17 protein-coding genes and 2 other RNA genes are annotated in these 24005 nt (G+C 64.8%); 6 read left to right on the top strand and 13 right to left on the bottom strand.

Features of this window, described 5'->3' with window-relative positions:
- Nucleotides 1-126 precede the first annotated feature (126 nt).
- The 4 genes from ACZZ0O_RS20505 (at nucleotide 127) to ACZZ0O_RS20490 (ending at nucleotide 4870) form a co-directional block, all read left to right on the top strand.
- Nucleotides 127-444 (top strand): hypothetical protein, encoded by a 318-nt coding sequence (locus ACZZ0O_RS20505; protein ID WP_055849784.1) that lies wholly within the window; start codon nucleotides 127-129, stop codon nucleotides 442-444.
- 268 nt (nucleotides 445-712) lie between these two features.
- A complete protein-coding gene (locus ACZZ0O_RS20500; RefSeq protein ID WP_463591705.1) occupies nucleotides 713-2815 on the top strand; it encodes a M13 family metallopeptidase in 2103 nt (700 codons plus the stop codon).
- 304 nt (nucleotides 2816-3119) lie between these two features.
- A complete protein-coding gene (locus tag ACZZ0O_RS20495; protein ID WP_463591704.1) occupies nucleotides 3120-4682 on the top strand; it encodes a phospholipase D family protein in 1563 nt (520 codons plus the stop codon).
- A 112-nt stretch (nucleotides 4683-4794) separates the two neighbouring features.
- Nucleotides 4795-4870, top strand: a non-coding RNA gene (locus ACZZ0O_RS20490) — sX9 sRNA.
- A gap of 4 nt (nucleotides 4871-4874) precedes the next feature.
- On the opposite strand, the gene ACZZ0O_RS20485 is transcribed toward ACZZ0O_RS20490, so the two are convergent.
- The 11 genes from ACZZ0O_RS20485 to ACZZ0O_RS20435 form a co-directional block, all read right to left on the bottom strand.
- The gene (locus ACZZ0O_RS20485) at nucleotides 4875-5195 is read right to left on the bottom strand and encodes a hypothetical protein (RefSeq protein ID WP_463591703.1); all 321 of its coding nucleotides are present in this window, start codon (nucleotides 5193-5195) and stop codon (nucleotides 4875-4877) included.
- A gap of 302 nt (nucleotides 5196-5497) precedes the next feature.
- Nucleotides 5498-6625, bottom strand: coding sequence for a protein-glutamate methylesterase/protein-glutamine glutaminase (locus tag ACZZ0O_RS20480; protein WP_055849789.1), 1128 nt, complete (start codon nucleotides 6623-6625; stop codon nucleotides 5498-5500).
- Nucleotides 6622-7428: a CheR family methyltransferase gene (locus ACZZ0O_RS20475; protein WP_115514581.1), complete on the bottom strand. Its 807-nt coding sequence runs from the start codon at nucleotides 7426-7428 to the stop codon at nucleotides 6622-6624. The genes ACZZ0O_RS20480 and ACZZ0O_RS20475 overlap by 4 nt, the downstream gene beginning before the upstream one ends.
- Before the next feature lie 4 nt (nucleotides 7429-7432).
- On the bottom strand, nucleotides 7433-8716 hold the full coding sequence (locus ACZZ0O_RS20470; RefSeq protein ID WP_323539341.1) for an EAL domain-containing response regulator: 1284 nt from the start codon (nucleotides 8714-8716) through the stop codon (nucleotides 7433-7435).
- A gap of 25 nt (nucleotides 8717-8741) precedes the next feature.
- A complete protein-coding gene (locus ACZZ0O_RS20465) occupies nucleotides 8742-9257 on the bottom strand; it encodes a chemotaxis protein CheW (protein ID WP_115514582.1) in 516 nt (171 codons plus the stop codon).
- A gap of 10 nt (nucleotides 9258-9267) precedes the next feature.
- Complete coding sequence (locus ACZZ0O_RS20460) at nucleotides 9268-11421, bottom strand: methyl-accepting chemotaxis protein (protein ID WP_115528507.1); 2154 nt, start codon at nucleotides 11419-11421, stop codon at nucleotides 9268-9270.
- Between the two features lie 66 nt (nucleotides 11422-11487).
- Nucleotides 11488-13506, bottom strand: coding sequence for a chemotaxis protein CheA (locus tag ACZZ0O_RS20455; protein WP_463591702.1), 2019 nt, complete (start codon nucleotides 13504-13506; stop codon nucleotides 11488-11490).
- A gap of 18 nt (nucleotides 13507-13524) precedes the next feature.
- Nucleotides 13525-13854 (bottom strand): STAS domain-containing protein, encoded by a 330-nt coding sequence (locus tag ACZZ0O_RS20450; protein ID WP_463591701.1) that lies wholly within the window; start codon nucleotides 13852-13854, stop codon nucleotides 13525-13527.
- Between the two features lie 452 nt (nucleotides 13855-14306).
- Nucleotides 14307-17774, bottom strand: coding sequence for a transcription-repair coupling factor (gene mfd, locus ACZZ0O_RS20445; protein WP_463591700.1), 3468 nt, complete (start codon nucleotides 17772-17774; stop codon nucleotides 14307-14309).
- A gap of 573 nt (nucleotides 17775-18347) precedes the next feature.
- Nucleotides 18348-18890, bottom strand: a complete 543-nt coding sequence (locus tag ACZZ0O_RS20440) for a GNAT family N-acetyltransferase (RefSeq protein WP_055849802.1) — start codon at nucleotides 18888-18890, stop codon at nucleotides 18348-18350.
- Between the two features lie 395 nt (nucleotides 18891-19285).
- Nucleotides 19286-20194, bottom strand: coding sequence for a 23S rRNA (adenine(2030)-N(6))-methyltransferase RlmJ (locus tag ACZZ0O_RS20435; RefSeq protein WP_055849804.1), 909 nt, complete (start codon nucleotides 20192-20194; stop codon nucleotides 19286-19288).
- Between the two features lie 205 nt (nucleotides 20195-20399).
- Between ACZZ0O_RS20435 and creB the strand changes: the two genes are divergently transcribed.
- Entirely contained in the window at nucleotides 20400-21104 is a 705-nt protein-coding gene (gene creB, locus ACZZ0O_RS20430; RefSeq protein WP_193552624.1) for a two-component system response regulator CreB, read from the top strand.
- A 49-nt stretch (nucleotides 21105-21153) separates the two neighbouring features.
- Complete coding sequence (gene creC / locus ACZZ0O_RS20425; protein ID WP_463591699.1) at nucleotides 21154-22602, top strand: two-component system sensor histidine kinase CreC; 1449 nt, start codon at nucleotides 21154-21156, stop codon at nucleotides 22600-22602.
- Between the two features lie 4 nt (nucleotides 22603-22606).
- Here the strand turns inward: creC and ACZZ0O_RS20420 are convergent.
- A non-coding RNA gene (locus ACZZ0O_RS20420) (sX9 sRNA) lies at nucleotides 22607-22677 on the bottom strand.
- A gap of 205 nt (nucleotides 22678-22882) precedes the next feature.
- Nucleotides 22883-23695 (bottom strand): C1 family peptidase, encoded by an 813-nt coding sequence (locus tag ACZZ0O_RS20415; RefSeq protein WP_463591698.1) that lies wholly within the window; start codon nucleotides 23693-23695, stop codon nucleotides 22883-22885.
- Nucleotides 23696-24005: the final 310 nt, after the last annotated feature.

Raw genomic sequence — 24005 nt, 5'->3', positions numbered from 1 at the left:
ATGCCGCGCATGCATGCGCGGCGTGGAGTGTCCACAGCGCGGCTAGCGCGCTGCGGTGATTCGATCCGGTACGCCGGGTGCTGCGTGGATCAGCGCCCGGCGTATCACGTATGCAGGGACGACAGGATGTCCGCCAGACGTAAGCACCAGCAAATGAGCGCCACCTACTGCCGCGCCTATCTGGTCACGGTGGGGATATTGCTGGCAGGCGCCAGCGCCGCATTCGGGACGTTGGCCGCTGGTAGCGTCTCCAGCAACGCCTTGCTGGTGGCGCTGCTGATCTGTGTGATTGGTGTGGTGTTGCTGGCGTTCGGGTTGTTCGGGCCATCGCCGCAGATGGAGGCGTGGGCCGATGCCGCATCCGGGCATGAGGTAGCGCTGGTACTCATGCTGTTGGCGTATCCGGTGTACCTGTTGATGGCGCCGTTCTACGCGCGGCGTTGACTGCATGCGATGGCGCTTGATGCTTGAAGCAGCGTGTTGCGGCGTCGGTGACGGACGCGCACGCAGTGTGTGGTTGCAATGACTTTCGATAAGGCGCGGCAGCGGACGTTAGGGCGTTGCGGTGCCGCTGCAGTGATCTGGTGCGGCCGGTTACGGAGTGACTGACGATGATGCGAGCGCTGTTTGATGCGCCGCGCTTCGCCAGCGATTCCTGGCAGGCTGCCGACTTTTTCGACCGCGCATGCGCGGTCATGCCTTGGAGAATTGAATGAAGTTGAGCAAGTTCGCACCGCTGTCGCTTGCGGTGGCCATTGCGGTCACGCTGTCGGCCTGTGGTGCCTCCGAGGACACCGCCAAGGCAGCGCCGGAGACCAACCGGACCGCGCCGGCGCGTGTGGATGTCTCCAAACTCGACGCGCCGATCGTGGCGTTCGGCATCAACGATTTGGATCCGGCCATCAACGCGTGCCAGGACCTCAACGGGTTCGTCAACGCGAAGTGGCTCAAGGCCAATCCGGTGCCGTCCGATCGCAGCAGCTGGGGCAGCTTCGAAGTGCTCGCCGAGCGATCGTTGACCATCCAGCACGCGCTGGTGGAGCAGTTGGCGCGCGGCAATCTGTCGGCTGGCTCGGTGGATGCCAAGATCGCCGACCTGTGGCGGACCGGCTCGGACGAGGCCGCCATTGATAAGGCCGGCATCACGCCGTTGCAGCCGCAATTGAAGGCTATCGATGCGCTGACCGATGCGCCTGCCATCGCGGCGTGGCTGCGCGACAGCTACGCGCAGGGCCAGGGCTTCATGTTCTCGTTCGGTGCCAATGCCGACTACAAGAATTCCGAACAGATGATCGCCTATGCAGGACAGGGTGGTCTGGGCCTGCCCGAGAAGGGCTATTACACCGATCCGGCGCAGGCCAAGATCCGCGAGCAGTACGTGGCCTACATCGCGCGCGTGCTGGAGTTGTCCGGCATTCCCGCCGCGCAGGCGGCCACGCAGGCCAAGGCGGTGATGGCATTCGAGACCCGGCTGGCCGCCGCCTCGCTGTCGCGCATCGAGTTGCGCGACCCGGCCAAGCGCTACAACCCGGTCGACGTGGCTGGTGCCAACGCAGTGACGCCGCACTTCGACTGGCAGGCGTTCTTCAAGGCGCTCAAGGTGCCGGCCGGCACCTTCTCGCTGAGCCAGCCGGGCTACTTCGCCGAGCTCGATGCGATGCTGGCCGATACACCGGTAGAGACCTGGAAGGCGTACCTGCGTTTCCACAGCATCGACGAGGCGGCGCCGTATCTGGCCAAGCCGTTCGAGCAGGCCAACTTCGATTTCTATTCGAAAACGCTGCGTGGCCAGCAGGACATGCTGCCGCGCTGGAAGCGCACCTTGAATGCGGTCAACGAAGCGATGGGCGAGGCGCTGGGCCAGCTGTATGTGCAGTCCGCATTCCCCTCCGAATCGAAGGAGCAGATGCAGCAGCTGGTGCAGAACCTGTCGGCCGCCTTGAAGGCACGGCTGGAAAAGTTGGACTGGATGAGCGCGGACACCAAGCAACGCGCGCTGGAAAAATGGGCCAGCTTCACGCCCAAGATCGGCTATCCGGATCAATGGCGCGACTGGTCGGGCCTGGAGACGCGCGGCGATGGGTTCCTGGCCAACATGCAGGCTGCGCAGGCATTCAACTATCGCTACATGCTGGACAAGATCGGCAAGCCGGTCGACAAGCGCGAGTGGCATATGACCCCGCAGACGGTCAACGCGTACTACAACGCCACCCGCAACGAGATCGTGTTCCCGGCGGCGATCCTGCAGCCGCCGTTCTTCGATCCCAAGGCCGACCCGGCGCTCAATTACGGCGGCATCGGCGCGGTGATCGGCCACGAGATGATGCATGGCTACGACGACTCGGGCAGCCAGTTCGATGCCAAGGGCAACTTCGACACCTGGTGGACCGACGCGGACCGCAAGCTGTTTACCCAGCGCACCGATCAGTTGGTGGCGCAGTTCGATGGCTATGAAGCGATTCCCGGTGAGCACGTCAAAGGCAAGCTGACGCTTGGTGAAAACATCGGCGACCTGGGCGGCCTGACCGTCGCCTACGATGCCTTGCAGATGGCGCTGAAGGCGCAGCCGGATGCCAACAAGGACGTCGATGGCCATACCCAGGATCAGCGCTTTTTCATGAACTGGGCAACGGTGTGGCGTCGCAACTTCACCGATGGCGAACTGCGTGTGCGCTTGAACACCGACCCGCATGCGCCGGCGAATTTCCGCGCCAATGGCGCGCCGTCGAACATGCCGGCGTTTGCGCAGGCGTTTCAGTGCAAGCCCGGCGATGCGATGGTGCGTGCGGACAAGGATCGCGTGGCGATCTGGTAAACGCAGGTGTTTGAACGATTGCGCCCGCCTGTATGGGCGCAATCGTTACCTGATCGCGGCAGTGGTCAAGCGGCCGCTTGTTTGCCGTGCCGACGTCAGCCGTCAAGGTGGGCCACAGAATACGTCGGCGGAATCGGTGCTTGCTCGTCGGCGCAGAGGTGGCCTGGCAGCAGTCGCAGCGATGGCCGCCAACGCAAAACCGCTTGTTTTGCAGGGTTGTTGAGCTCGCTTGCGTGGCAGCCTCTGCACACGCAGCTCGCTGTGCAGCATCTACACTGTCGCGCTGGCAATTCCGGGCCCGGCAGTGACCAAGCGTAACGTCTTCAAATGGACCGGCATCGGCATGCTGGTGTTTGTGCTGGGTAGCGCGCTGTCGTTGTACGGCTATGGCCGTTTTGCCGATCGCCAACGCGGCCCGGTGAGTCACGCGTTACCGGCGACTGCCGTGGCGACACCGATCGACCGGGTGGTTGCGCCCTTGCAGCACGCGCATGCCGACCAGACCGGCATGGTGATCCTGTCCGACAATATCGATGCGTTTGCGGTGCGTGCGCTCACCGCGCGTGCGGCCGGGCGCAGCCTGGACCTGCAATACTACATCTGGCATGCCGATTTCACCGGCAACCTGTTGCACAACGAGTTGCTGCGCGCGGCCGACCGCGGTGTGCGCGTACGGTTGCTGCTGGACGACATGAATATCCACGGCAGCGATTCGGTATTGGCGGCGCTCGACAGCCACCCGATGATCGAGATCCGCCTGTTCAATCCCACCCGCGCGCGCGAAGGCACGCTGATGCGCGGCGTAGAGATGGTGCTGCGCATGTTCAGCATCAACCGACGCATGCACAACAAGGCCTGGATTGCCGATGGACGCATTGCGGTGGTGGGTGGGCGCAATGTGGGCGACGAATACTTCGATGCCGCGCGCGATACCAATTTCATGGACATGGACGCGGCCGTGATGGGGCCGACGGTGCAGCAGGCCGAACGTAACTTCGATGCGTACTGGAACAGCCCGAACGCCTTGCCGCTGTCCGCGCTGGTGAACGCAACGCCACAGGCGCTGGAAGCGCTGCGTGGCAGCCTGGATGCCGGCATGGCCTCGGCACGCGCGCATCCGTATGTGGAGCGCCTGCGCCGGTCGCCCAGCGTGCAGGCCTTGATGCAGGGCGACCGCCCGGTGCATTGGCTCGCCCATGCGCGCATCGTGTCCGACCCGCCGGAAAAAGCCGATGGCGCGGAGCCGCAAGCGGACTGGATGACGCCGATATTGATCGGCGAAATGGCGCATGCGCAGCGCGAGTTGAAGGTGATCTCGCCGTACTTCGTGCCGGGCGATGAGGGCATGCGCTGGATCGGCGATCTGCGTCGGCACCAGGTGCGCGTGAATATCCTGACCAATTCGCTGGCGGCAAACGATGTAGTGGCCGTGCACAGCGGCTATGCCGATTACCGGGTGCCGCTGCTGCAGCAGGGCGTGCGCCTGCATGAGCTCAAGCCGATGGGCAAGCCGGACGGGAGTCTGTTCGGGTCCAGCGGCGCCAGCCTGCACACCAAGGCGTTTGTAGTGGACGACACCAGCGGTTTCATCGGCTCGTTCAACCTCGACCCGCGCTCGATGAATCTCAATACCGAGATGGGCTTGCTGTTTGAAGATCGCACCGTCACCGCCGAGCTCGAGCGCTTGTACAACCACAAGGTCAGTGCGCCGGTGAGTTACCGAGTCACCCTGGAGCAGGGCGCGCTGCGCTGGCACGACGATGCCGCGCAGCCGCCGCGCATCTGGACACGCGAGCCGGAGGCCAGTGTCTGGCGCCGGAGTGCGGCGAAGATGCTTGGGTGGCTGCCATTGGATTCGCAGCTATAAGACCTGCCGGCGCATGCGCGAGTAGCGCATGTCGAACGCTTACGGTGACGTGTTGCGGCTGACAAACAATTCCGCTCACCGCCAGGCAGGCGCGTCCGGCGCTCGCTGCGGCATGTACCACGCGTACATGCCGGTCATGAGCGCGCTTTCCACACGCAGCTGACGATGGCTCGCTACGTGGTGTTGCCGCTGTTAGTGCAGGCGGTGACGCAGAGCGTTGTATTCCACGCTCGCCTGCGCATCGCCAGCGGCGCGATGCGCATCGGGCGGCGCGAGCAAGGCTGCACGCGCCTGTGCCCAGTCGGGGCGAAGCTCCGCTTGTGGGCAGTGCATGGCCGGCAGTTGTTGCAGATGTGGCTGGTCGAAGTGCGCGTCGTCGATGCCATAGGCAGCGGGTGCTACCAATGCGGCACAGCGGATGTTGGCGCCTGCTTCGATCACGGGGTCGACAATGACCGAGTCCACACTGACGGGATCGATAAACAAGCCGTCGTTGAGATCGCGCGTCGTCATCTTGCACCTCCGGTCCCGGGACGGCGATACCGCCGCCTCGGGTGACCCGCGCAATGCTGGGCCTTCAATCAAGTTAGCGGCAGCGACGGCGGATCTTTAGGTTGCCTTGCACGCCAATACAGCGGCGGTGTGGCCTGTGGTTGGAAGACATGGCCTGCGTGGCGGACGCCTGGATACCGGGACACCGGGATACAGCGTTTGCCGCAGTCTCCGTGCGCTGCGAGGTGGTGCTTGCGCACGTTCGTCTGCCACGTCGATGCCCGCGGGCTGCCGGCAGTGCCGGTACTCTTGCGGGGTCGCACCTACTGCAGCTGCGTCACGATCTCCCGCGCCATTGCGCCCAGCGGCAGGATGCGGTCCGCACCGCCGCGCTTGATCGCTTCCTTGGGCATGCCGAACACGATGCTGGTGTGTTCGTCCTGCGCCACCGTGCGCGCGCCGGCCTGGCGCATTTCCAGCAAGCCGGCGGCGCCGTCGTCGCCCATGCCGGTCATGATGATGCCGAGCGCATTGCTGCCGGCTGCGCGCGCGGCGGAGCGGAACAACACATCCACCGACGGGCGGTGCCGGTTGACTGGCGGGCCTTCCAGCACTTCGACGAAATATTGCGCGCCACTGCGGCGCAACAGCAGATGTTTGCCGCCCGGTGCGATCAACGCGCGCCCCGGCATCACGCGATCGTTGTTGGCGGCCTCTTTCACTGCGATCTGGCACAGACCGTTGAGGCGTGCGGCGAAGGCGGCGGTGAATTTCTCCGGCATGTGCTGCACGATCACGATGCCCGGGCACACGCGCGGCAGGGCCGTGAGCACTTCTTCCAGCGCCTGGGTGCCGCCGGTGGAGGTGCCGATGGCGACGATGCGCTCGGTGGTTTGCGATAGCGCGCGCCCGCTTTGCGCCGGCAGGATCACGTCGGCGGTGTGTTTGACCTCTGCTTCCAGCGGGACGGCAGTGACGCGTGCGGCCAGGCGCTTGACGTTGGCGCGTGCGGCGCTGCGCACGGTGGCGACCAGCTCGTCGGCCGAATCGGTGAGGAATTGCTTCAAGCCCAGACGCGGTTTGGTCACCACCGCCACCGCGCCGGCGGCCAGCGCATCCATGGTTACGCGCGCGCCTTTTTCGGTGAGCGTGGAGCAGATCACCACCGGAGTGGGGCGCTCGCTCATGATCTTGCGCAGGAAGGTGATGCCGTCCATGCGCGGCATTTCCACGTCCAGCACAATGACATCCGGCCACTGCTGGCGCATCTTTTCGATGGCCAGCAGCGGGTCTGCGGCAGTGGCGATCACCTCGATGCCGGGGGCGTCGTTGAGCACCCCCACCAGGACCTGGCGCACCACCGCCGAATCGTCGACCACCATGGCCTTGATGGTGTTGGGATTGGTGACGGGGCGGTTGAACGCTGTGGACACGGTGGATCCTTGGTTCATGCCTTGCGGAAAATCGAAGGTGCCACCTGGACCAGATCGATGTCCAGTTCGCTCAGGCTTTCGGAATGCCCAATGCAGAAATGCCCGCCCGATTTGAGGGTGGCAAGTACGCGCAAGATGACTTCGCGCTTGGTTTGCCCATTGAAATAGATCATGACATTGCGCAGGAAGATCGCATCGAAGCTCCCCAATGCCGGCAGTGCAGTGTTGAGGTTGGCATGCACGAACTGCACGCGGTCGCGCAGGCGGCGTTCTACCAGCAGGGTGCCGGCATACTCGCCCTGGCCGCGCAGGCAGTAGCGCTTGAGATACGGCTGCGGAATGCCGTCGATGCGTTGCAATGCGTAATGCCCGGTGCGCGCCTTGGCCAGCACGCGCGTGCTGATGTCGGTGCCGACCACTTCGAACGGGCGGCCTTGCAGCGTATCGTCCAGCACCATCGCCATGCTGTAGGCCTCTTCGCCGCTTGAGCTGGCCGCGCTCCAGCAGCGGAACGGCAGCCCGCCGCGATGCTCGCCGGCCAGTTTGCGTAGCAGGTCGAAGTGCTTGGGCTCGCGGAAGAAATAGGTTTCGTTGGTGGTGAGTAAATCGATCGCGGTCTGGATTTCCTCGCGGTCCTGGCGACTTTCCAGCAACTGCAGATACTGCGTGTAGTTACTGAACTGGTGTTCGCGCAGACGCTTGCCCAGGCGGCCGCACAACATGGCTTTTTTGCCGGACGAAATGCTGATGCCGGCGGCTTCGAAGATGAAACGCTGGAAGCGCCCGAACTCTTGTTCGGTGATGGCGGTGGCGGTATTCATCGGCTCAGGCCACATCCGCATCGCTGGGCAGCATGTTGTCGCTCAGACGGGCGATGCGCACGGCATGTTCGCGCCACCAGTCCGACAGCATCGGCCCAGGCATCGGCGACCCCATCAGATAGCCTTGCGCCAGGTCGCAGCCCAGCTCGCGCAGCAGGCGCCAGTCGTCCGGGGTTTCCACGCCTTCGGCCACGGCGGTCAGGTCCAGGCGATGCGCCAGTTCCAGCGTGGATTCGAGCACGGTGCGCTGGCTGCGGCTACGATGCGCGGCCTGCACGAAGCTGCGGTCCAGTTTGAGTTCGGTGAACGGGATGCTGGCCAGACGTTGCAGCGACGAGAAGCCGGTGCCGTAATCGTCGATGGACAACCCAAAGCCATGCAGGCGCAGGCGCGCGAGCATGCTCAATGCATTGGCCGGTTCCACGATGGCGCTTTCGGTGAGTTCCAGCACCAGGTCCGCCGGGCGCAAGCCGTTATCGCTGAGCTTGGCGCACAGTTGTTCGAGAAAATCCGCTTCGCCGAGAAGCCGGGGCGACAGGTTCAATGCCAGGGTCAACTGAAAGCCTTCGCTGCGCCAATCCACCAGCTGCGCAATCGCCTTGTCGATCACCTGTTGGGTCAGGGCGTGGATCAAGCCTTCGCGCTCTGCCAGTGGAATGAAGCGGTCCGGCCCAATCATGTCGCCTTGCGGGCGACGCCAGCGCGCCAGTGCTTCGACCCCGCGCAAGCGGCCGTCTTTCAGATCGAGTTTGGGTTGATACGCCACGCGGATTTCGCCGCGCCGCATCGCGCGATCCAGCCGCGAGGCCGCCGCTCCGCCGCTGGACATCAACGGCGAAACTGCCGCTTGCACGAAGGTCGGCACACTGGCGCTGGATTCGGGTTCGCATTCCAGCACGGTGGCCAGGTCCTGCAGATTCATCGGTTTTTCGATGCCGCCCAACACACGCACGCCGGCGCTGCGGCTGAGCTGCATCACCGCATCGATCAGGGCACCGCCGCGTTGCGACACCACCACCACCGGCACGTTGTGCTGGCCGCGCGCCAGCGCATCGAGCAGTTGCACACCGTCCATGCCCGGCATTTCCAGGTCGATCAACAACAGCGAGGGCGCGTTGGCATGGACTAGCCAGGCCAACGCAGCGTGGCCATCGACGGCACCATCGACCGTGCTGGCGCCGAGCTGGCGGCACAAGGCCATGGCGTGTTCGCGTTGCACCACGCTGTCGTCGACCACCAGCACCGGGCCGGTGAGCGTGCAGTTGCAGGAGAGAAGGGCGGGGCGCATGGGAATCCTTGCGTGCATGCGGAAGTCAGGCCGCCAGCGGGGCGGCGGGGAGCTGGGCGAGCGCATCGCGGCCCAGCACGGCATCGGCATCGAGCAGGATCACGAAACGCTCACCGATCTTGCCCATGGCCTGGATGAAATCGCGTGCGATGCCGGCACCGAAACTGGGCGGCTCGACGATATCGCCCGGTGCGATCTCCAGCACTTCGCTGACCGCATCCACCAGCAACCCGAGCACGAGGTGCGCATCGCCCTGCGCAATCTCCACGATCACGATGCAGCTGCGTTTGGTGATCGCGCTGGCGTCGCGGCCGAAGCGCTGCTGCAGATCCACCACCGGCACCACTGCGCCGCGCAGATTGATCACCCCGCGCAGTGCCGGCGGCATCATCGGTACGTCGGTGGGCGCGCGGTATTCGATGATCTCCTTGATCCCGAGGATGCCCAGGCCGAACATGTCCCCGCCCAATAAAAAGGTCAGGTATTGCTGCGGTGCCGTCGGCGACGGTGAGGTGCTGCTGGCGGTGTTGTGCGCTTGCATGGTGTGCACCTCAGAAGCTGGCGAACTGCGACTCGTCGATGGCATCGGCAGTTGCCGCCACCATGCCGATCTGACGCACGTTGGTCCGTCGTGCCGGTGCGCTGAGCGCCGTGGAGTGGCTGGCCTGCACCACGCGGCGCGGGCCGCTCTTGCTGCCTGAGCCAGCGCTGCGGCCGCCCGTGCCCAGCCGGAAGAAGCCCATCAGCTGCTGCAGCTGCTCGGCCTGCGCGCTCATTTCCTCGGAGGTGGCGGCCAGTTCTTCGGCATTGGCAGCGGCCGACTGCGTGGTCTGGTTCAACTGACCCACCGCCGTGTTGATCTGGCTGACGCCGGCGGTCTGTTCTTCGGAGGCTGCAGCGATTTCCTGCACCAGGTCGGAGGTGCGGCGGATCGACGGCACCATTTCACCCAGCACGCGGCCGGCGCTTTCGGCGAGCTCGACGCTGGAGCCGGCCACTTCGCCGATCTCGTGCGCGGCGATCTGGCTACGCTCGGCCAGCTTGCGCACTTCCGCAGCCACCACCGCAAAGCCCTTGCCGTGTTCGCCGGCACGCGCCGCTTCGATGGCCGCGTTGAGCGCGAGCAGATTGGTTTGATAGGCGATGTCGTCGATGATGCCGATCTTCTTGGCGATGTCCTTCATTGCCACCACGGTAGCGCGCACGGTGTCTCCACCGTCGGCCGCTTCGCTGGCGGCCTTGGCGGCCATGCTGTCGGTGACGCGGGCGTTTTCGGTGTTCTGTGCGATGGAGGCGGTCATCTGCTCCAGCGAGGCGCTGGTCTCTTCCACACCTGCGGCCTGTTCGCTGGCGGCCTGTGCAAGCGCTTGCGCGGTGGCGCTCACCTGTTCGGACGCGCTGGCCAGATTTTCGGCGTTGCGGTTGACCTCATCGACGATCTCGGTCAAGCGGGTCATGGTGGTGTTGACGTAGCGCTGCATGTCGGCGAATGCGCCTTCGTAGCGACCTTCCACGGTGTGGGTGAGGTCGCCGTCGGCCATCGCGCCCATGACCTGGATCACTTCGGAAATGCTGCGCAGATTGCTGCGCGCGCGCTCCACGGTGTCGTTGATGAAGGCCTTCTTGCCCGGCAGTTGCGCCAGCGGCGCATCGAAGTTGCCGCGGCCGAATTCGGCCACCACTCCCATCGCCAACTTCTTGACCGCGATGTGTGCGCCAACCATCTCGTTGATGCCGGTGGCCATGCTGCGGAAGTCGCCATCGAAGCGGGTGCTGTCGATGACTACGTCGATATCGCCGGCTTCGTGTTCGGCCGACATGTGGTTGATCTCGGCGATCAGTCCGGTGAGGTTGCCGCGTACCTGATCGATGGTGTCGTTGATGAAGCGCTTCTTGCCCGGCAGCAACGGCAGTTGTGCGGTGAAGTTGCCGCGGCCGAACTCGCCGACGCAGGCGATGGCCTGCTTCTTGACGGCGATGTGGCCAGCCACCATCGCATTGATGCCTTCGGCCATGCGACGGAAGTCGCCGGTGAAGCGCTGCGTGTCGATCACCACGTCGATATCGCCGGCATCGTGTTCCACCGACATGCGGTTGACCTCGGCGACCATGCCGGTGAGGTTGCCGCGGATCTGGTCCACCACCTCGTTGATGAAGGCTTTCTTGCCAGGCAGGCGTTCCAGCTCGGCGGCGAAATTGCCGCGGCCGAATTCGGCCACGCAGGCCATCGCCTGCTTTTTCACCGTGATATGGCTGGCGACCATGCGATTGATACCGTCGCCCATAGTGCGGAAGTCGCCGTCGAAGCGCGCCACATCGATGCGTGCGTCGATTTCGCCGGCATCGTGTTCGCGCGAGACGCGATTGATCTCGTCGTTGACGTGGCGGATGCCGCTTTGCACTTTACGCAAGCCGCGCAGCACGTCGCCGGCATGCTCGTCGCGTGTCTGCGGCAGGGCGACATCGAAGTTGCCACGCGAGAAGGCGTCCAGCGTGGTGGTGGCCAGGTCCAGCGCGCCGCTGGCGATGCGGATCGCCCACATCAGCAGAGCACCGCTGATGAGTGCTGCAACGATGCTGGCGCCGAGCAGGGCTGCATGCGACAGCGTCAGCGCAAAGCCGGCGACGATCACGAGGACGGGCAGGGCCACCGCAAGCGCGGCGGTGAACCATAACTGGGTGGCGATCGGAAGACGGTGTGACATGGCGAGAGTTCCTGGGGTCAGGTAACAACGAACGAGGCGGGTTGTAAGGAGCGAAACTGCGAATGCTCAGGCCGCCAGCGCGTCCTGGTTGGGATGCAACTGCTGAATCAGGCTGGGCACATCCAGGATCAGCGCGACATCGCCGCTGCCCAGGATGCTGGAGCCACTGATGCCTTTGACCTGTGCGAACACCTTGGACAACGGCTTGATCACGGTCTGCCATTCGCCCAGCAAGGTGTCCACGACCAGGCCGAAGCGTTGTGCGCCTTGCCTGATCACCACGATGCTTTCGCGTGCCGGCGTCCTGCCGCCGAGGGCGAACAGTTCACGCAGGCGCACATACGGCAGCACGCTGCCGCGCAGGTCGATGTAGTCGCTGGCGTAGTCGGGCGTGAACTCCACGCATTCCTCCACCACATCCAGCGGCACCACGAACACGGATTTGCCCACGCCCACCTGGAAGCCGTTGATGATGGCCAGCGTCAGCGGCAGTCGCACCGAGATGGTGGTGCCGAGCCCGGCGGCGCTGTCGATTTCGACCGTGCCGCGCAGGGCGGTGATGTTGCGTTTGACCACATCCATGCCGACGCCGCGGCCGGACAGGTTGGTGACCTTTTCTGCGGTGGAAAAGCCCGGTTCGAAGATCATCGCGAACACTTCGCGGTCGCTGAGTTGGCGGCCGGGTTCGATCAGGCCGCGCTCGAGCGCCTTGGCCAGGATGCGGTCGCGGTTCAAGCCGCCGCCGTCGTCGGTGATCTGGATGACGATGCTGCCGGAGTCGTGATACGCGTTGAGGCCCACGGTGCCGCGTGCGGGTTTGCCGTGTGCCACGCGCACGTCCGCCGGCTCGATGCCGTGGTCCATCGCGTTGCGCACCAGATGCGTCAGCGGGTCGCCGATCTTTTCCACCACCGACTTGTCCAGTTCGGTGTCTTCGCCGGCCACTACCAGCGCGATGTCCTTGCCGAGTTCGCGCGCCACATCGTGCACCACGCGTTGGAAGCGGCTGAAGGTGCCGCCGATCTTGACCATGCGTAGCTGCAAGGCGCTTTCGCGCACGTCTTCCACCAGGCCGGCCAGGATCGAGGCCGATTCCAGCAGTTGCGCATCGCCGGTACGCTGCGCGTTGGCGTTGGTGCTGCTGACGGCAATGATGAGTTCGCCGACCAGATCGATCATGCGATCGAGCTTGTCGGCATCCACGCGGATCGAGCGCGCATCGTTGTTGCGTCCGCCCGCGTCGGGTGCATTGCGGGCCGGCGCCGATGCGGCGTTTGCAGCGTTGGGCACGGCGGCAAGTACGCTGACCGGCGCAGCGGCCATCACCGGCTCGCTGATCAGCAGCGTGGCTGTATCGGCTGGTGCAGACACTGCGGCGATATCCAGATCGCAATCGTCGCGGACGAATTCGAACACCTCTTCGATCGCGGCACGATCGGCATCGCTGCGCAGCAGGATCTGGAAACCGAGGTAATTGGCTTCCGGGTCGAGGTCTTCAAACCGTGGCAATTGGCTGTAGTCGGTGCCGATCGACTCTACCGACCCGAGGCCGCGCAGATTGCGGATCAGCTTGAGCGGCGAGTTACCGAAGCGCAGTGCGTCGGCGAAGAGTTTGAGCGAGATGCGCCAGTAACCGCTCTGTTTTTCAGGCGTGCTGTACTGGATGGCGGCAGCGGTGACGCCGCAGGCGCTGCTTTGCAGATAGGTCTGCAGCTGCGCCAATAACGGTTCGGCTTCGGCAGCCAGCGCATCCGCATCGGCATGGCTGGGGTCGGCGGCAGTCTCCACCAATGCATGGATATGATCGCAGCACACCAGCAGCAGCCCGATCAGTTCCGAGCTCAACGTCAGCGCTTCATCGCGCACCAGATCGAGCACGCTTTCCACCACATGGGTGAAGCCGACCAGCTGCGGCAGATCGAATAATCCGCCCGAGCCCTTGATGGTATGCGCGGCACGGAAGATCGCATTGACCGCATCCGGCGACGACTCGCCACGCTCGGCTTCGAGCAGATGCCGTTCCATGTCTTCGAGCAGATCCCGGCTTTCGGCCAGGAAGGTCTGCATCAGCTGGTTCATGTCCATGCGCGCGTCACCCGTCCGTTAGTGAATGTGTTCGCCGAGGCAGGCAACCGCATGCGGGTACAGCGCTTCGAGCAGGCCGAGCAGTTCGATCACATCGACCACCGCACGGCTGGAATCGGTCAGCGAAAACGGCCGTCCATCGGCCTGGATCGCCTGCTTGGTGGCCAGCAGCAATTGCAGGCCGGTAGTGTCGATTTCGCTCACTGCCGCCAGATCCAGATGCACTCCACCCGGATGCGCCAACGCCGGCTGCAACAGCGGCTTGAGTTCGGCGGCGCGACGAATCGTCATCTCGCCCTCAAGGGCAAGCGTCAACGGCGCGGGCAGATCGGGAGATGGAGTGTTCATGGGTGCCTCAAGCGATGGCGCACGTTGGGTGCGATGACGCGGGGAGAAGGTGGCGGTGACATGGATCTGCGTGGCGTGCTCTGCACACAGAGTCATGCCGGTCTATGCAGGTATCGGCGCCTAGCTGGAATATTTAGGCCAAATTCAGTCGAATGACGTAAATGTGAAATCTTCTAGCAGTTCTGAAATTAACTGCTCAGGTTTGTCGCAAGCAGGCTCATAAGGCGTTTGTCCTGGACAGTCCCGGGACAACGTGCGCGTGTTTCAAACACGGCGGAGCAGTGCGCATCGAGCAAGGGCAAGGGCTGCGAGCCCGTTGCGTGTGACGCAGATCGGCGCGATATCGGAGACGTCTCGCGCACCACGCCATGCACACAGGTGGTGCTCACCTGCGTGCATGACGTGTAGTGCTGTCGAGTCTGTTGCGACGCCGTCAAACGCGGCGTTGCGCTTCAGCCCGGTGTCAGTGCGGCCAGCAAACCGCGTGCTGCGTTGAAGCGGTCTGCGCCTTCGGGCATCGGCAACTTAATGCGCAGTTTGTCCGGGCCATCCATGGTGTAGATCTTCGGCTGCTTCTGGATCATCTGGATGACGGTCATCGGGTCGATCGACGGCTTGGCTTCGAACACCAGACGCCCGCCGTTTTCGCCCAGATCCAGCTTGCGGATCCCCAACGCATTGGCCTGCAGCTTGAGCTCGGCAATCGCGAACAGGTGCTTGACCGGATCCGGCAGCAAGCCGAAGCGGTCGATCATCTCCACCTGCAATTCGCGCAAGGCATCGGTGTCGCGTGCACTGGAAATGCGCTTGTACAGCGTCAGGCGCGTATGCACATCTGGCAGGTAATCCTCGGGAATCAGCGAGGCCACGTGCAGCTCCACTTCGGCGCCGCGCGCTTCTTCGCCGGCATCCAGATCGGGCAGTTTGCCTTGGCGAATACTGCGCACCGCGCGCTCCAGCAGTTCGGTGTACAGGCTGAAACCGACCTCGGCCATCTGGCCGCTCTGGTCTTCGCCGAGCAACTCGCCGGCGCCGCGGATTTCAAGATCGTGCGTGGCCAGGGTGAAGCCCGCACCCAGCTCGTCCATCGAGGCGATGGCTTCCAGGCGCTTTTCTGCATCGGAGGTCATCGAGCGCCGGTCCGGCACCACCAGATACGCGTAAGCGCGGTGATGCGAACGGCCCACGCGGCCGCGCAGCTGATGCAACTGCGCAAGACCGAAGCGATCGGCGCGGTTGATGATGATGGTGTTGGCGTTGGGAATGTCGATGCCCGATTCGATGATCGTGGTCGACAACAGCACGTTGAAGCGTTGCTTCTGGAAATCCAGCATCACCCGTTCCAGCTCGCGCTCGGGCATCTGCCCGTGCGCGATGCCGATACGCGCTTCCGGCACCAGTTCGGACAGATCGCGTTGCATGCGCACGATGCTTTCCACATCGTTGTGCAGGAAGTACAGCTGGCCGCCACGGCTGAGCTCGCGCTGGAATGCTTCGCGCAGCAGCGTGTTGTCCCAGGCGGTGATGAAGGTCTGCACCGCCAGCCGGTTGGGCGGCGGGGTGGCGATGATGGATAGATCGCGCAAGCCGGCCATGGCCATATTGAGCGTGCGCGGGATCGGCGTGGCGGTGAGCGTAAGCAGATGCACGTTGGCGCGCATCGCCTTGAGCGCTTCTTTTTGCCGCACGCCGAACCGTTGTTCCTCGTCGACCACGACCAGGCCCAGATCCTTGAACTTCACATCGGGCTGCAACAAGCGGTGCGTGCCGATGATGACGTCGATATCGCCACTGGCGACCTTCTCCAGCTCGGCCTTGATTTCCTTGGTGCTCTTGAAGCGCGACAGCACTTCCACCTTCATTGGGTAATCGGCAAAGCGGTCGCGGAAATTGCGGTAATGCTGTTCGGCCAACAGGGTGGTCGGCACCAGCACGGCGACCTGCTTGCCGGCGCTGGCCGCAGCAAATGCCGCACGCACCGCGACCTCGGTCTTGCCGAAACCGACATCGCCGCACACCACGCGGTCCATCGGCTGGCTGCTGCCCAGATCGCGCAGCGTGGCGTCGATGGCGGCAAGCTGGTCGGTGGTTTCTTCGAACGGGAATCCGGCTGCAAACGGCTCGTACATCGCCCGGTCCACCTGCAGCGCCAGGCCGGCGCGCGCGCGGCGGCGGGCCTGGATTTCCAACAGTTCGGCAGCCACGTCGCGCACCTTCTCGGCGGCTCTGCGCTTGGCCTTGGTCCATTGCTCGCCGCCCAGCGAATGCAGCGGCGCGGTCTCGGCCGATGCACCGGAGTAACGGCTGATCAGATGCAACTGCGCCACCGGCACATACAACCGGTCGCCCTTGGCGTATTCGATTTCCAGGAACTCGCCGGGCATGCCGCCGGCATCGAGCACGATCAGCCCGCGGTAGCGGCCCACACCGTGATCCTCGTGCACGATCGGCGCGCCTTCGGACAGCTCGCCCAGGTCGCGAATGATCGCTTCCGGCTCACGTCCGACCCGGCGCGTGCGGCGCGGTTGGTTGGCCCGCTCGGGAAACAGCTGACGCTCGGTCAGCACCGCAATCTGCGGCTCATCCAGCGCAAAGCCGTCTTCCAGCGCCGCCACCGTGATGCCGAAACGCAGCTTGGTCGCCGTCAGGAAGGCCGGTACATCGGCCACGACATCCGGCTTGAGCTGGGCGGCGGCCAGCACTTCCATCAAGGCTTCGCGGCGGCCGGCCGAATCGGCGGCGACCAGCACACGGCCCGGGTAGTGGCTCAGGAACGAGGCCAGTGCCTGGCCAGCCGGCGCGTCTTTTGCGGCAACCGGCAACGGCGGCAACGGTTGGTCGCCGAGCGCGGCGGCCTCGTCGATGCGCGCATGGTCGCTGGCCCACACCTCGATACGCGCCAGCTTGTTGAGCCGCTCGCGCAGCGCATCCGGCGATTGATACAACTCGTCCGGCGGCAGCAGTGGGCGTTCCACATCGTGGCGGCGCTGTTCGTAGCGATTCTGCGCCTGCGCCCAGAACGTATCGGCGGCGTTGGACACGCCAGTGGCGATCAACGGTAGCGCGCGCTTGTCCAGATAATCGAACAGCGTGGCGGTCTTGGCGAAGAACATCGGCAGGTAGTACTCGACCCCCGACGGCGCCAGGCCCGATTTAAGATCCTGATACAAGGCGCTGCGCCGGGTATCCACGTCGAAGCGTTCGCGCAGGCAGGCCAGCACGCGTTCGACGCTGGCATCGTCCATCGGCACTTCGCGGCCGGGCAACATCTTGACCGCGTCCACCTTGTCCAGCGAACGCTGCGATTCCGGGTCGAACACGCGGATCGAATCGATGTCCTCATCCAGCAACTCCACGCGCAGCGGCGTGGTTTCGCCCATCGGAAACACATCGAGCAACCCGCCGCGCACCGCAAAATCGCCTGGGTCCATCACCTGCGGCACATTGCGGTAACCGGCGCTTTCCAGGCGGCGTTTCTCCGCATCCAGATCCAGCCGCTGGCCGACCTTCAGATCGAAACTGCCGCCGACGATGTAGCTCAGCGGTGCCAGCTGCTGCATCAGGGTCTGCACCGGCACGATCACCACGCCCTTGCTCAGGCCGGGCAGGCGATGCAGGGCAGCCAGGCGCTGGCTGATGATTTCCGGGTGCGGGCTGAACTGGTCGTAGGGCAGGGTTTCCCAATCGGGAAACGGCACCACCGGCAGCGTCGCGTGCTCACCGAGCAATGCGTGCAGATCGGCTTCGATCTGATGCGCGCTCTGGTTGTCGCGGGCGATCACCAGCAGCGGGCCGGCATGCGCCTCGGCGGCGCGGGCGATCGACCAGGCCAGTGCAGTCGGAGAAGACGGAGAGCGCCAGTAGGCGCGGAGCTGGCCAGACTTGGGCAGCGGCGGCGAGGGGTAGGTAGGCTGCGGCATCAGTCCGCGATTTTATCAGAGCGCCCGCAGTGCCCGGTCCATCTGGCGTGAAAGCTGGTGTTGGCTCGTGCGCGACGAGCTCGCCAAGTTCTGCTGGCTTGCCGCTGCCGTTCTGGTGACCGGCCTACTGCAGGAGCAACCGCTGAGCGGGTCGAAGGCGCGGTGCCCTCACCGTTTGCGGGACACGCCGCGAATCCGTCCATGGAGGCTCGGTGGCGGCATCCATGCCGCCACACGGTCCCGCAATCGGTGAGGACACCGCGCCAGCACGTTGGTCGGCCGTCAGAGGAGGGTCATCAGACCGCAGGCGGTTTCTTGGGCCCTGTATTGGTTCGGTAGGCCGTCAATAGCACCGCTCACCGCGCCTGGCTTGAACCATGCACACCGACGATCTCGACTGGTCCTTGCCCGCCTACCGGCGCGGGACCTTACGCGGCATGGATGCCGCGTAAGAGCCTACAGGGACGTACTTGCGGCGTGTCCCGCGCTGGTAGGCGGGCAAGGACCCTGCAACCAGCAAGCACCGCAACGGCCTTTAGCGAATCCCCAATCCCGCCCCCCAATCCCAGCCCCTCAGGCATCCAGCTCCAGCACCATCCGCACCAGTTCCGGCGAATCCGGATGCGCCTGCGGCTTGAAGCCCAGCGATTCGGCCAGCTGCAGCATCGGGACGTTGCTCTGCAGCACGTCGCCGAACAGGCAATCCAGATACTTGCGGCGCGCCCACTTCACCAGTTTGCGCATCAATTGCCGTCCCAGGCCCTGGCCGGCGACGAAGCTGCTGACCAGGATGGTGTATTCGGCCTGGCGGGTGCCCGGCACCAATGCTGCGCGCGCCACCGCACCGACCAGGGCTTCGCCCGGGGGCAACTGCTCGGCGGCGACCAGCACGATTTCGGTCTTGGGATTGGGATGGGTCAGGCGCTGCACCATCTCCGGGGTGATTTCGGCGGAGGAGCGTACGAAGCGCGCGCGGATTTCCTCCGGTCCCAGCAGGCTGAATGCCCCTTGCAGCGGCGGGCCGTCCTCGGGACGGATCGGGCGGAGCAACAGGGTGCGGCCATTGGGCAGGCTGAAGTTTTCATGCCAGGGAGGCATGCGATTGCGAATGGCCATGACCGGTGTTCCTTAAAGATCGGAAGATTCTGGCACCAGCCCGGCGCGCAACCATGAATGAATCCGGTGCGCCGCTGAGGGCCATCAAGGGGTGGCAGTGCTTCCCAGACAACTGTAACGAGCGGAGCCGTGAGCCGGTCGTGAGCTTGCCCGCGCGCGATCACCTGCGCCGTTGCCGCCTGTTGGCGGGGGCTGGATGGCGGCCTGCTGGATCGATCACGACTGTTTGAGACCAGGCCCGGCGGTCGCGCCAAGGCCCTGCCTCATGCCAATGCCAGGCTGCTGCGGCCATCAGCCAGCAGCCGATGCGCACTGACGCCGGTGCAAGGCACACCGTGCGACGTGTGCAGTCGCCGCACAGCGGCCAGGCGAATGCTGCACGGATTACGGGTGTATCAGGCGTCCTGGCGCAGCCATTCCAGCCGCGTGGAAGCGCCAAGTTCGCCAAGATGCTTCTTGAGCACCGGCAATGCCGGTGCCAGCACCTTGTCGAATTGCCAGGGCGCGTTGACGATCAACAACCCGCTGCCGGTCAGGCGCAGCGGCGAGTCGTCCGGGCGCACCTGCAGCTCGGCCACCAGGACCGACTTGGCCGGCAACGTGGCCGCTTTGCGCATGAACGGCTGCAGGCTGCGACGCAGCTTGATCGGGTACCACACCATGCAGATCGCCTGCGGCCAGCGCGCCAACGTCTCGCGCACGCTATGGATGATCTGCTGGTATTCGGCGTCCTGCGACTCGTACGGCGGGTCGATCAGCACCAGCCCGCGGCCGATCTTGGTGTCGCCGGCGCGCGGCGGCAAAAATGCGCGGATGGCCGCATAGCCGTCGCCGGCATGCACGCGCACGCGGCTGTCCTTGGCGAACAGCGTCTTGAGCGCCTCAGCCTCGTCCGGCTGCAATTCGCAGAACGCCATGCGGTCCTGCTCGCGCAGGGCCTGCGCGGCCAGCAGCGGCGAGCCGGGGTAATGGTTGAGCTGGATGCCGGCGGTGGGGCGGGCCGGCTTTTGCCCGGGTACGGCGGGGCGGGCGACGGTCTGGTTGTCGGCCTGCACTGCACGCAGATAGCGCTCGACCACCTCCGGCAAGGTGGACTCGGCCATCAGCCGCATCACGCCGGCATCGGCTTCGTTGGTCTTGCGGCTTTCTTCGCCACCGAGCTGGTAGCGGCCGCGCCCGGCGTGGGTGTCGAGCACGAAGAACGGGGTGTCCTTGCGCTTGAGGGTGTCGATCAGCGCCAGCAAGGCGATGTGCTTGAGCACGTCGGCATGGTTGCCGGCATGGAAGGCGTGGCGATAGTTCATCGGGGAAGTGTAGAGCGTGCGCGGCCCTTTGCGCTGCGCGCGGGTATGCCGCGTTCGCGGGAGGCACAAGCGGCATCGCCTTGGGGGCGGGGTGCCAGGACCGCGCAGCGTTGCCCGCGCCCTGTCGCCAACGTCTGTCGCCGACGCTTGCGTGCGTGCCACGGCCTGGCAGCGTGCGCGCTATGGGCCGCGCCGGCATGCGGCTATGCTGCGCGCCATGTCCGACTCTCCCGCCCGCGTGCTCGTCGTCGAAGACGAAGCCGCCATCGCCGATACCGTGCTCTACGCGCTGCGTAGCGAAGGCTATGCGGCGGAACATTGCCTGCTGGGCCGCGACGCGCTGGCGCGGCTGCGTGCCGACCCGGCCGATGTGGTGGTGCTGGACGTGGGCCTGCCGGACATCAACGGCTTCGAGGTGTGCCGCAGCCTGCGCAGTTTCAGCGAGGTGCCGGTGATCTTCCTGACCGCGCGCAACGACGAGATCGACCGCGTGCTCGGGCTGGAGCTGGGCGCCGACGATTACATGGCCAAGCCGTTCTCCCCGCGCGAGCTGGTGGCGCGGGTGCGCGCACGTCTGCGCCGCCGCAGCGTGGCAGCAGTGGCCGAACCGGGTTGGCAGCCGCATGGCGCGTTCGCAATCGACCGCGACGGCAGCCGCATCCGCTACGGCGATGCCTTGTTGCCGCTGACCCGTTACGAATACGCGCTGCTGGCTGCGTTGCTGCAACGCCCCGGTGCGATCCTGAGCCGTGCGCAGTTGATGGATCGCGGCTGGGATGCCAGCGCCGACAGCGCCGATCGCACCGTCGACACCCATATCAAGACGCTACGCGGCAAGCTGCGCCTGGCCGGCGTGCCGGCCGACCCGATCCGCACCCATCGTGGCCTTGGCTACGCCCTGGAGCTGTAGCCGATGGACGGGCATGGGTGTGGTGCGTTGAACGGGGTGGGGCGCTGACATGCGGCTCGGTCTCAAGCTGTTTCTGGGCTTCTTCCTGATCGTGGGCCTGGCTGCGTTCTTCGTGATGCGGGTGTTCGTCAACGAGGTCAAACCCGGCGTGCGTCAGGCGATGGAATCCACGTTGGTGGATGCGGCCAACGTGCTGGCAGAAATGGCCAGCAGCGACCTGGCCGCCGGGCACATCGTCGACGGCCGCTTTGCGCGCAACCTGGCGCAGGCGCAGCAGCGCGACCCCAAGGCCTGGGTGTGGCGCTTCCGCAAGAATAATGTGGATTACCGCGTCACCGTGACCGATGCGCGCGGGGTGGTGGTGTTCGATTCGCTGGGCCGCGACGTGGGCCGCGACAACTCGCGTTGGAACGATGTCTACCGCACCTTGCGTGGCGAATACGGCGCGCGTTCCAGCCCGGAACTCGATGGCGACCCTAAAGCCACCGTCATGCATGTGGCCGCACCGATCTACGCGCCCGACCAACCCGGCAAGTTGATCGGCGTGCTCACCCTGGCCCAGCCCAATCGCAGTATCGACCCGTTTATCGAAGCCAGCCAACGCAACATCCTGCAGCGCGGGGCCTGGTTGATCGGTATTTCCGCGTTGATCGGCATCCTGATGACCTGGTGGCTGATGCGCGGCATCGGCCGGCTCAACCGCTATGCGCAGGCCGTGAGCGCCGGTATCCCGGTGCCGCCACCCAAACCGCGCGGCGATGAAATCGGCGACCTCGGCCAGGCGCTGGAAACCATGCGCCGCAAGCTGGAAGGCAAGGCCTACGTCGAGCATTACGTGCAGTCGCTGACGCATGAAATGAAAAGCCCGTTGGCGGCGATCCGTGGCGCATCGGAGTTGTTGACCGAGCCGTTGCCGGAAGCCGATCGCCAGCATTTTGTCGCCAGCATCCGCGCGCAGGAACAACGGCTCACCGAAACCATCGACAAGCTGCTCGCGCTGGCTGAGGTGGAACAACACGGTCGGCTGCAGACGCGCGCACGCATCGCTGTGAGCAGCGTGCTGCAAGCGGCGTTGGAGGCGGTTGCGCCGCGTGCCGCCGCAGCGGGTGTGCAGCTGGAGAGTGCCGCGCCACCCGATTCGAACGGCGAGCAGTACGTGTCTGGCGATGGATTTTTGTTGCGTCAGGCGCTGATCAATCTGTTGGAAAATGCGATTGCGTTTTCGCCGCAGGGCAGCAGTGTGCATCTGCGTGCGCACATACATGCAGGGCACTGGCAGCTGTCGGTCGAAGACCGGGGCAGTGGGGTGCCGGACTACGCCATCGAACGCGTCTTCGAGCGCTTTTACTCGTTGGCGCGGCCGCAGACCGGGCAGCGCAGCTCCGGCCTTGGCTTGCCGTTCGTGCGCGAGGTGGCGCGCTTGCACGGTGGCGATGTGGCGCTGGGCAATCGCGACGGTGGCGGTGCGATTGCGACCTTGCGGCTGCCGATCGGCTAAGCGCGGCTGACACAACGTCGCGAGCAGTCGTCAGGTGAGTGTGGACGGCGCGCTCAGACTCGAAGAGAGGGCCATGCCGCATCGGCCACGCCCGTCTGGCGGTGAGCGCAGGCATGTTGTTGGCCGCTCTTGGTATTGGGTGGAGCTTGTGCAGCAGTAGGACACCGAGAACGCACCAACGCCGCACGAAATGCGGAATACGGAACACGGAACACGGCATGCACCAGCGCGCATGCCGTAACCGTATCAGCCGCACATCGCAGTGCGCTTCCGCGGTGCGCTAGTGCACCACGTCGGCGGCGGTGACGTCCTTGGCCACCACCGACCAGGACAGCTTGCCAAAACCTTTGTTACCCCACTCGGTGCCCCAGCTGTTTTCGACGATCAGCCCTTCGCTGTCGTAACCCAGCGCGATCACCGCATGTCCGCCCAGGATCGGGCTCTTGATGTCGTAGTCGACCTGATTCTTGGGGGTGAGGTCCTCAAAACCCTGCCGCACATAGAAGCCGATGGCGACCGGCGTGGAGGAGGCCAGCGCCAGTTTGATCTGCTCGATCAGGGCGCGCCCGCCATCGCCGTTGCCCGCATACAGCACGGTGTACTTCCGGTAGGGCGTGGGGTTTTTGGCGGCGTTGGCGCGGTCGGCGGCGGTGGGTGGGTTCTTCCAGTTGTAGTTGCCCCACGAATACTGCTGCTCGGTAGCGATGCCTTGCGCTAGCGCAACTTCCAGCGGGGCTTCCAGCGTGGAGCCGTCATCGACGCCACCGTTGACCTGGCTATAGAGATACATCGGGGCAAAGCGGGTTTGCGCCTGTTTGCTGGCATTGGCGTACCAGCCGGTCAAGGTGTGCGCGGTGGCCCACGACGCACACGATCCCACCTGGCCCTGATCGCCCGGCGTGATCGCCCAGGCGGTCAGGTCCACCGAGGCGGGAAGGGATTTGGCCGCGCTCGCGGTTCCGAATAGCGGGGTGACCGGCTGCATCAACGACGATGGCTTCAAACCCATTCCGTGCGTTGCCGCCTGCGCTGCGGCGGAGGACAGGCTCAGGGCGGCGAGCACGCAAAGCGCAAGTGAACATTGCTTGTTCATGAAAGGCAGACTCCAGGGAGTAGAGGGATGCAGTCGTGCGCACTGTTGGAACCACGGCCGGCGAGCGGACACAGGGGTGGAACGACACCGATGCGGTGCGGGCAATAAAGAGAAAAGAGACGCCGAAGACCGACAAAACCAGAAAGCCGTAAGCGGAATAACTCAGGAAAAGAAGGGATGGCCCTGAAGTGCGTAGCTGCGTGCTCATCCTTGCGCCTGGCGCGAAAGAACGCGGCGGTGATGCGAAGTGTCATCACTGAAACGGAAGCGTGCACTGGGCCTGCGTTGCACTTTTAAAGCGTGAAAACGC

It is taken from the genome of Xanthomonas sp. AC360 (genome assembly GCF_979258225.1).
This window is presented reverse-complemented; position numbering and strand designations above follow the sequence as displayed.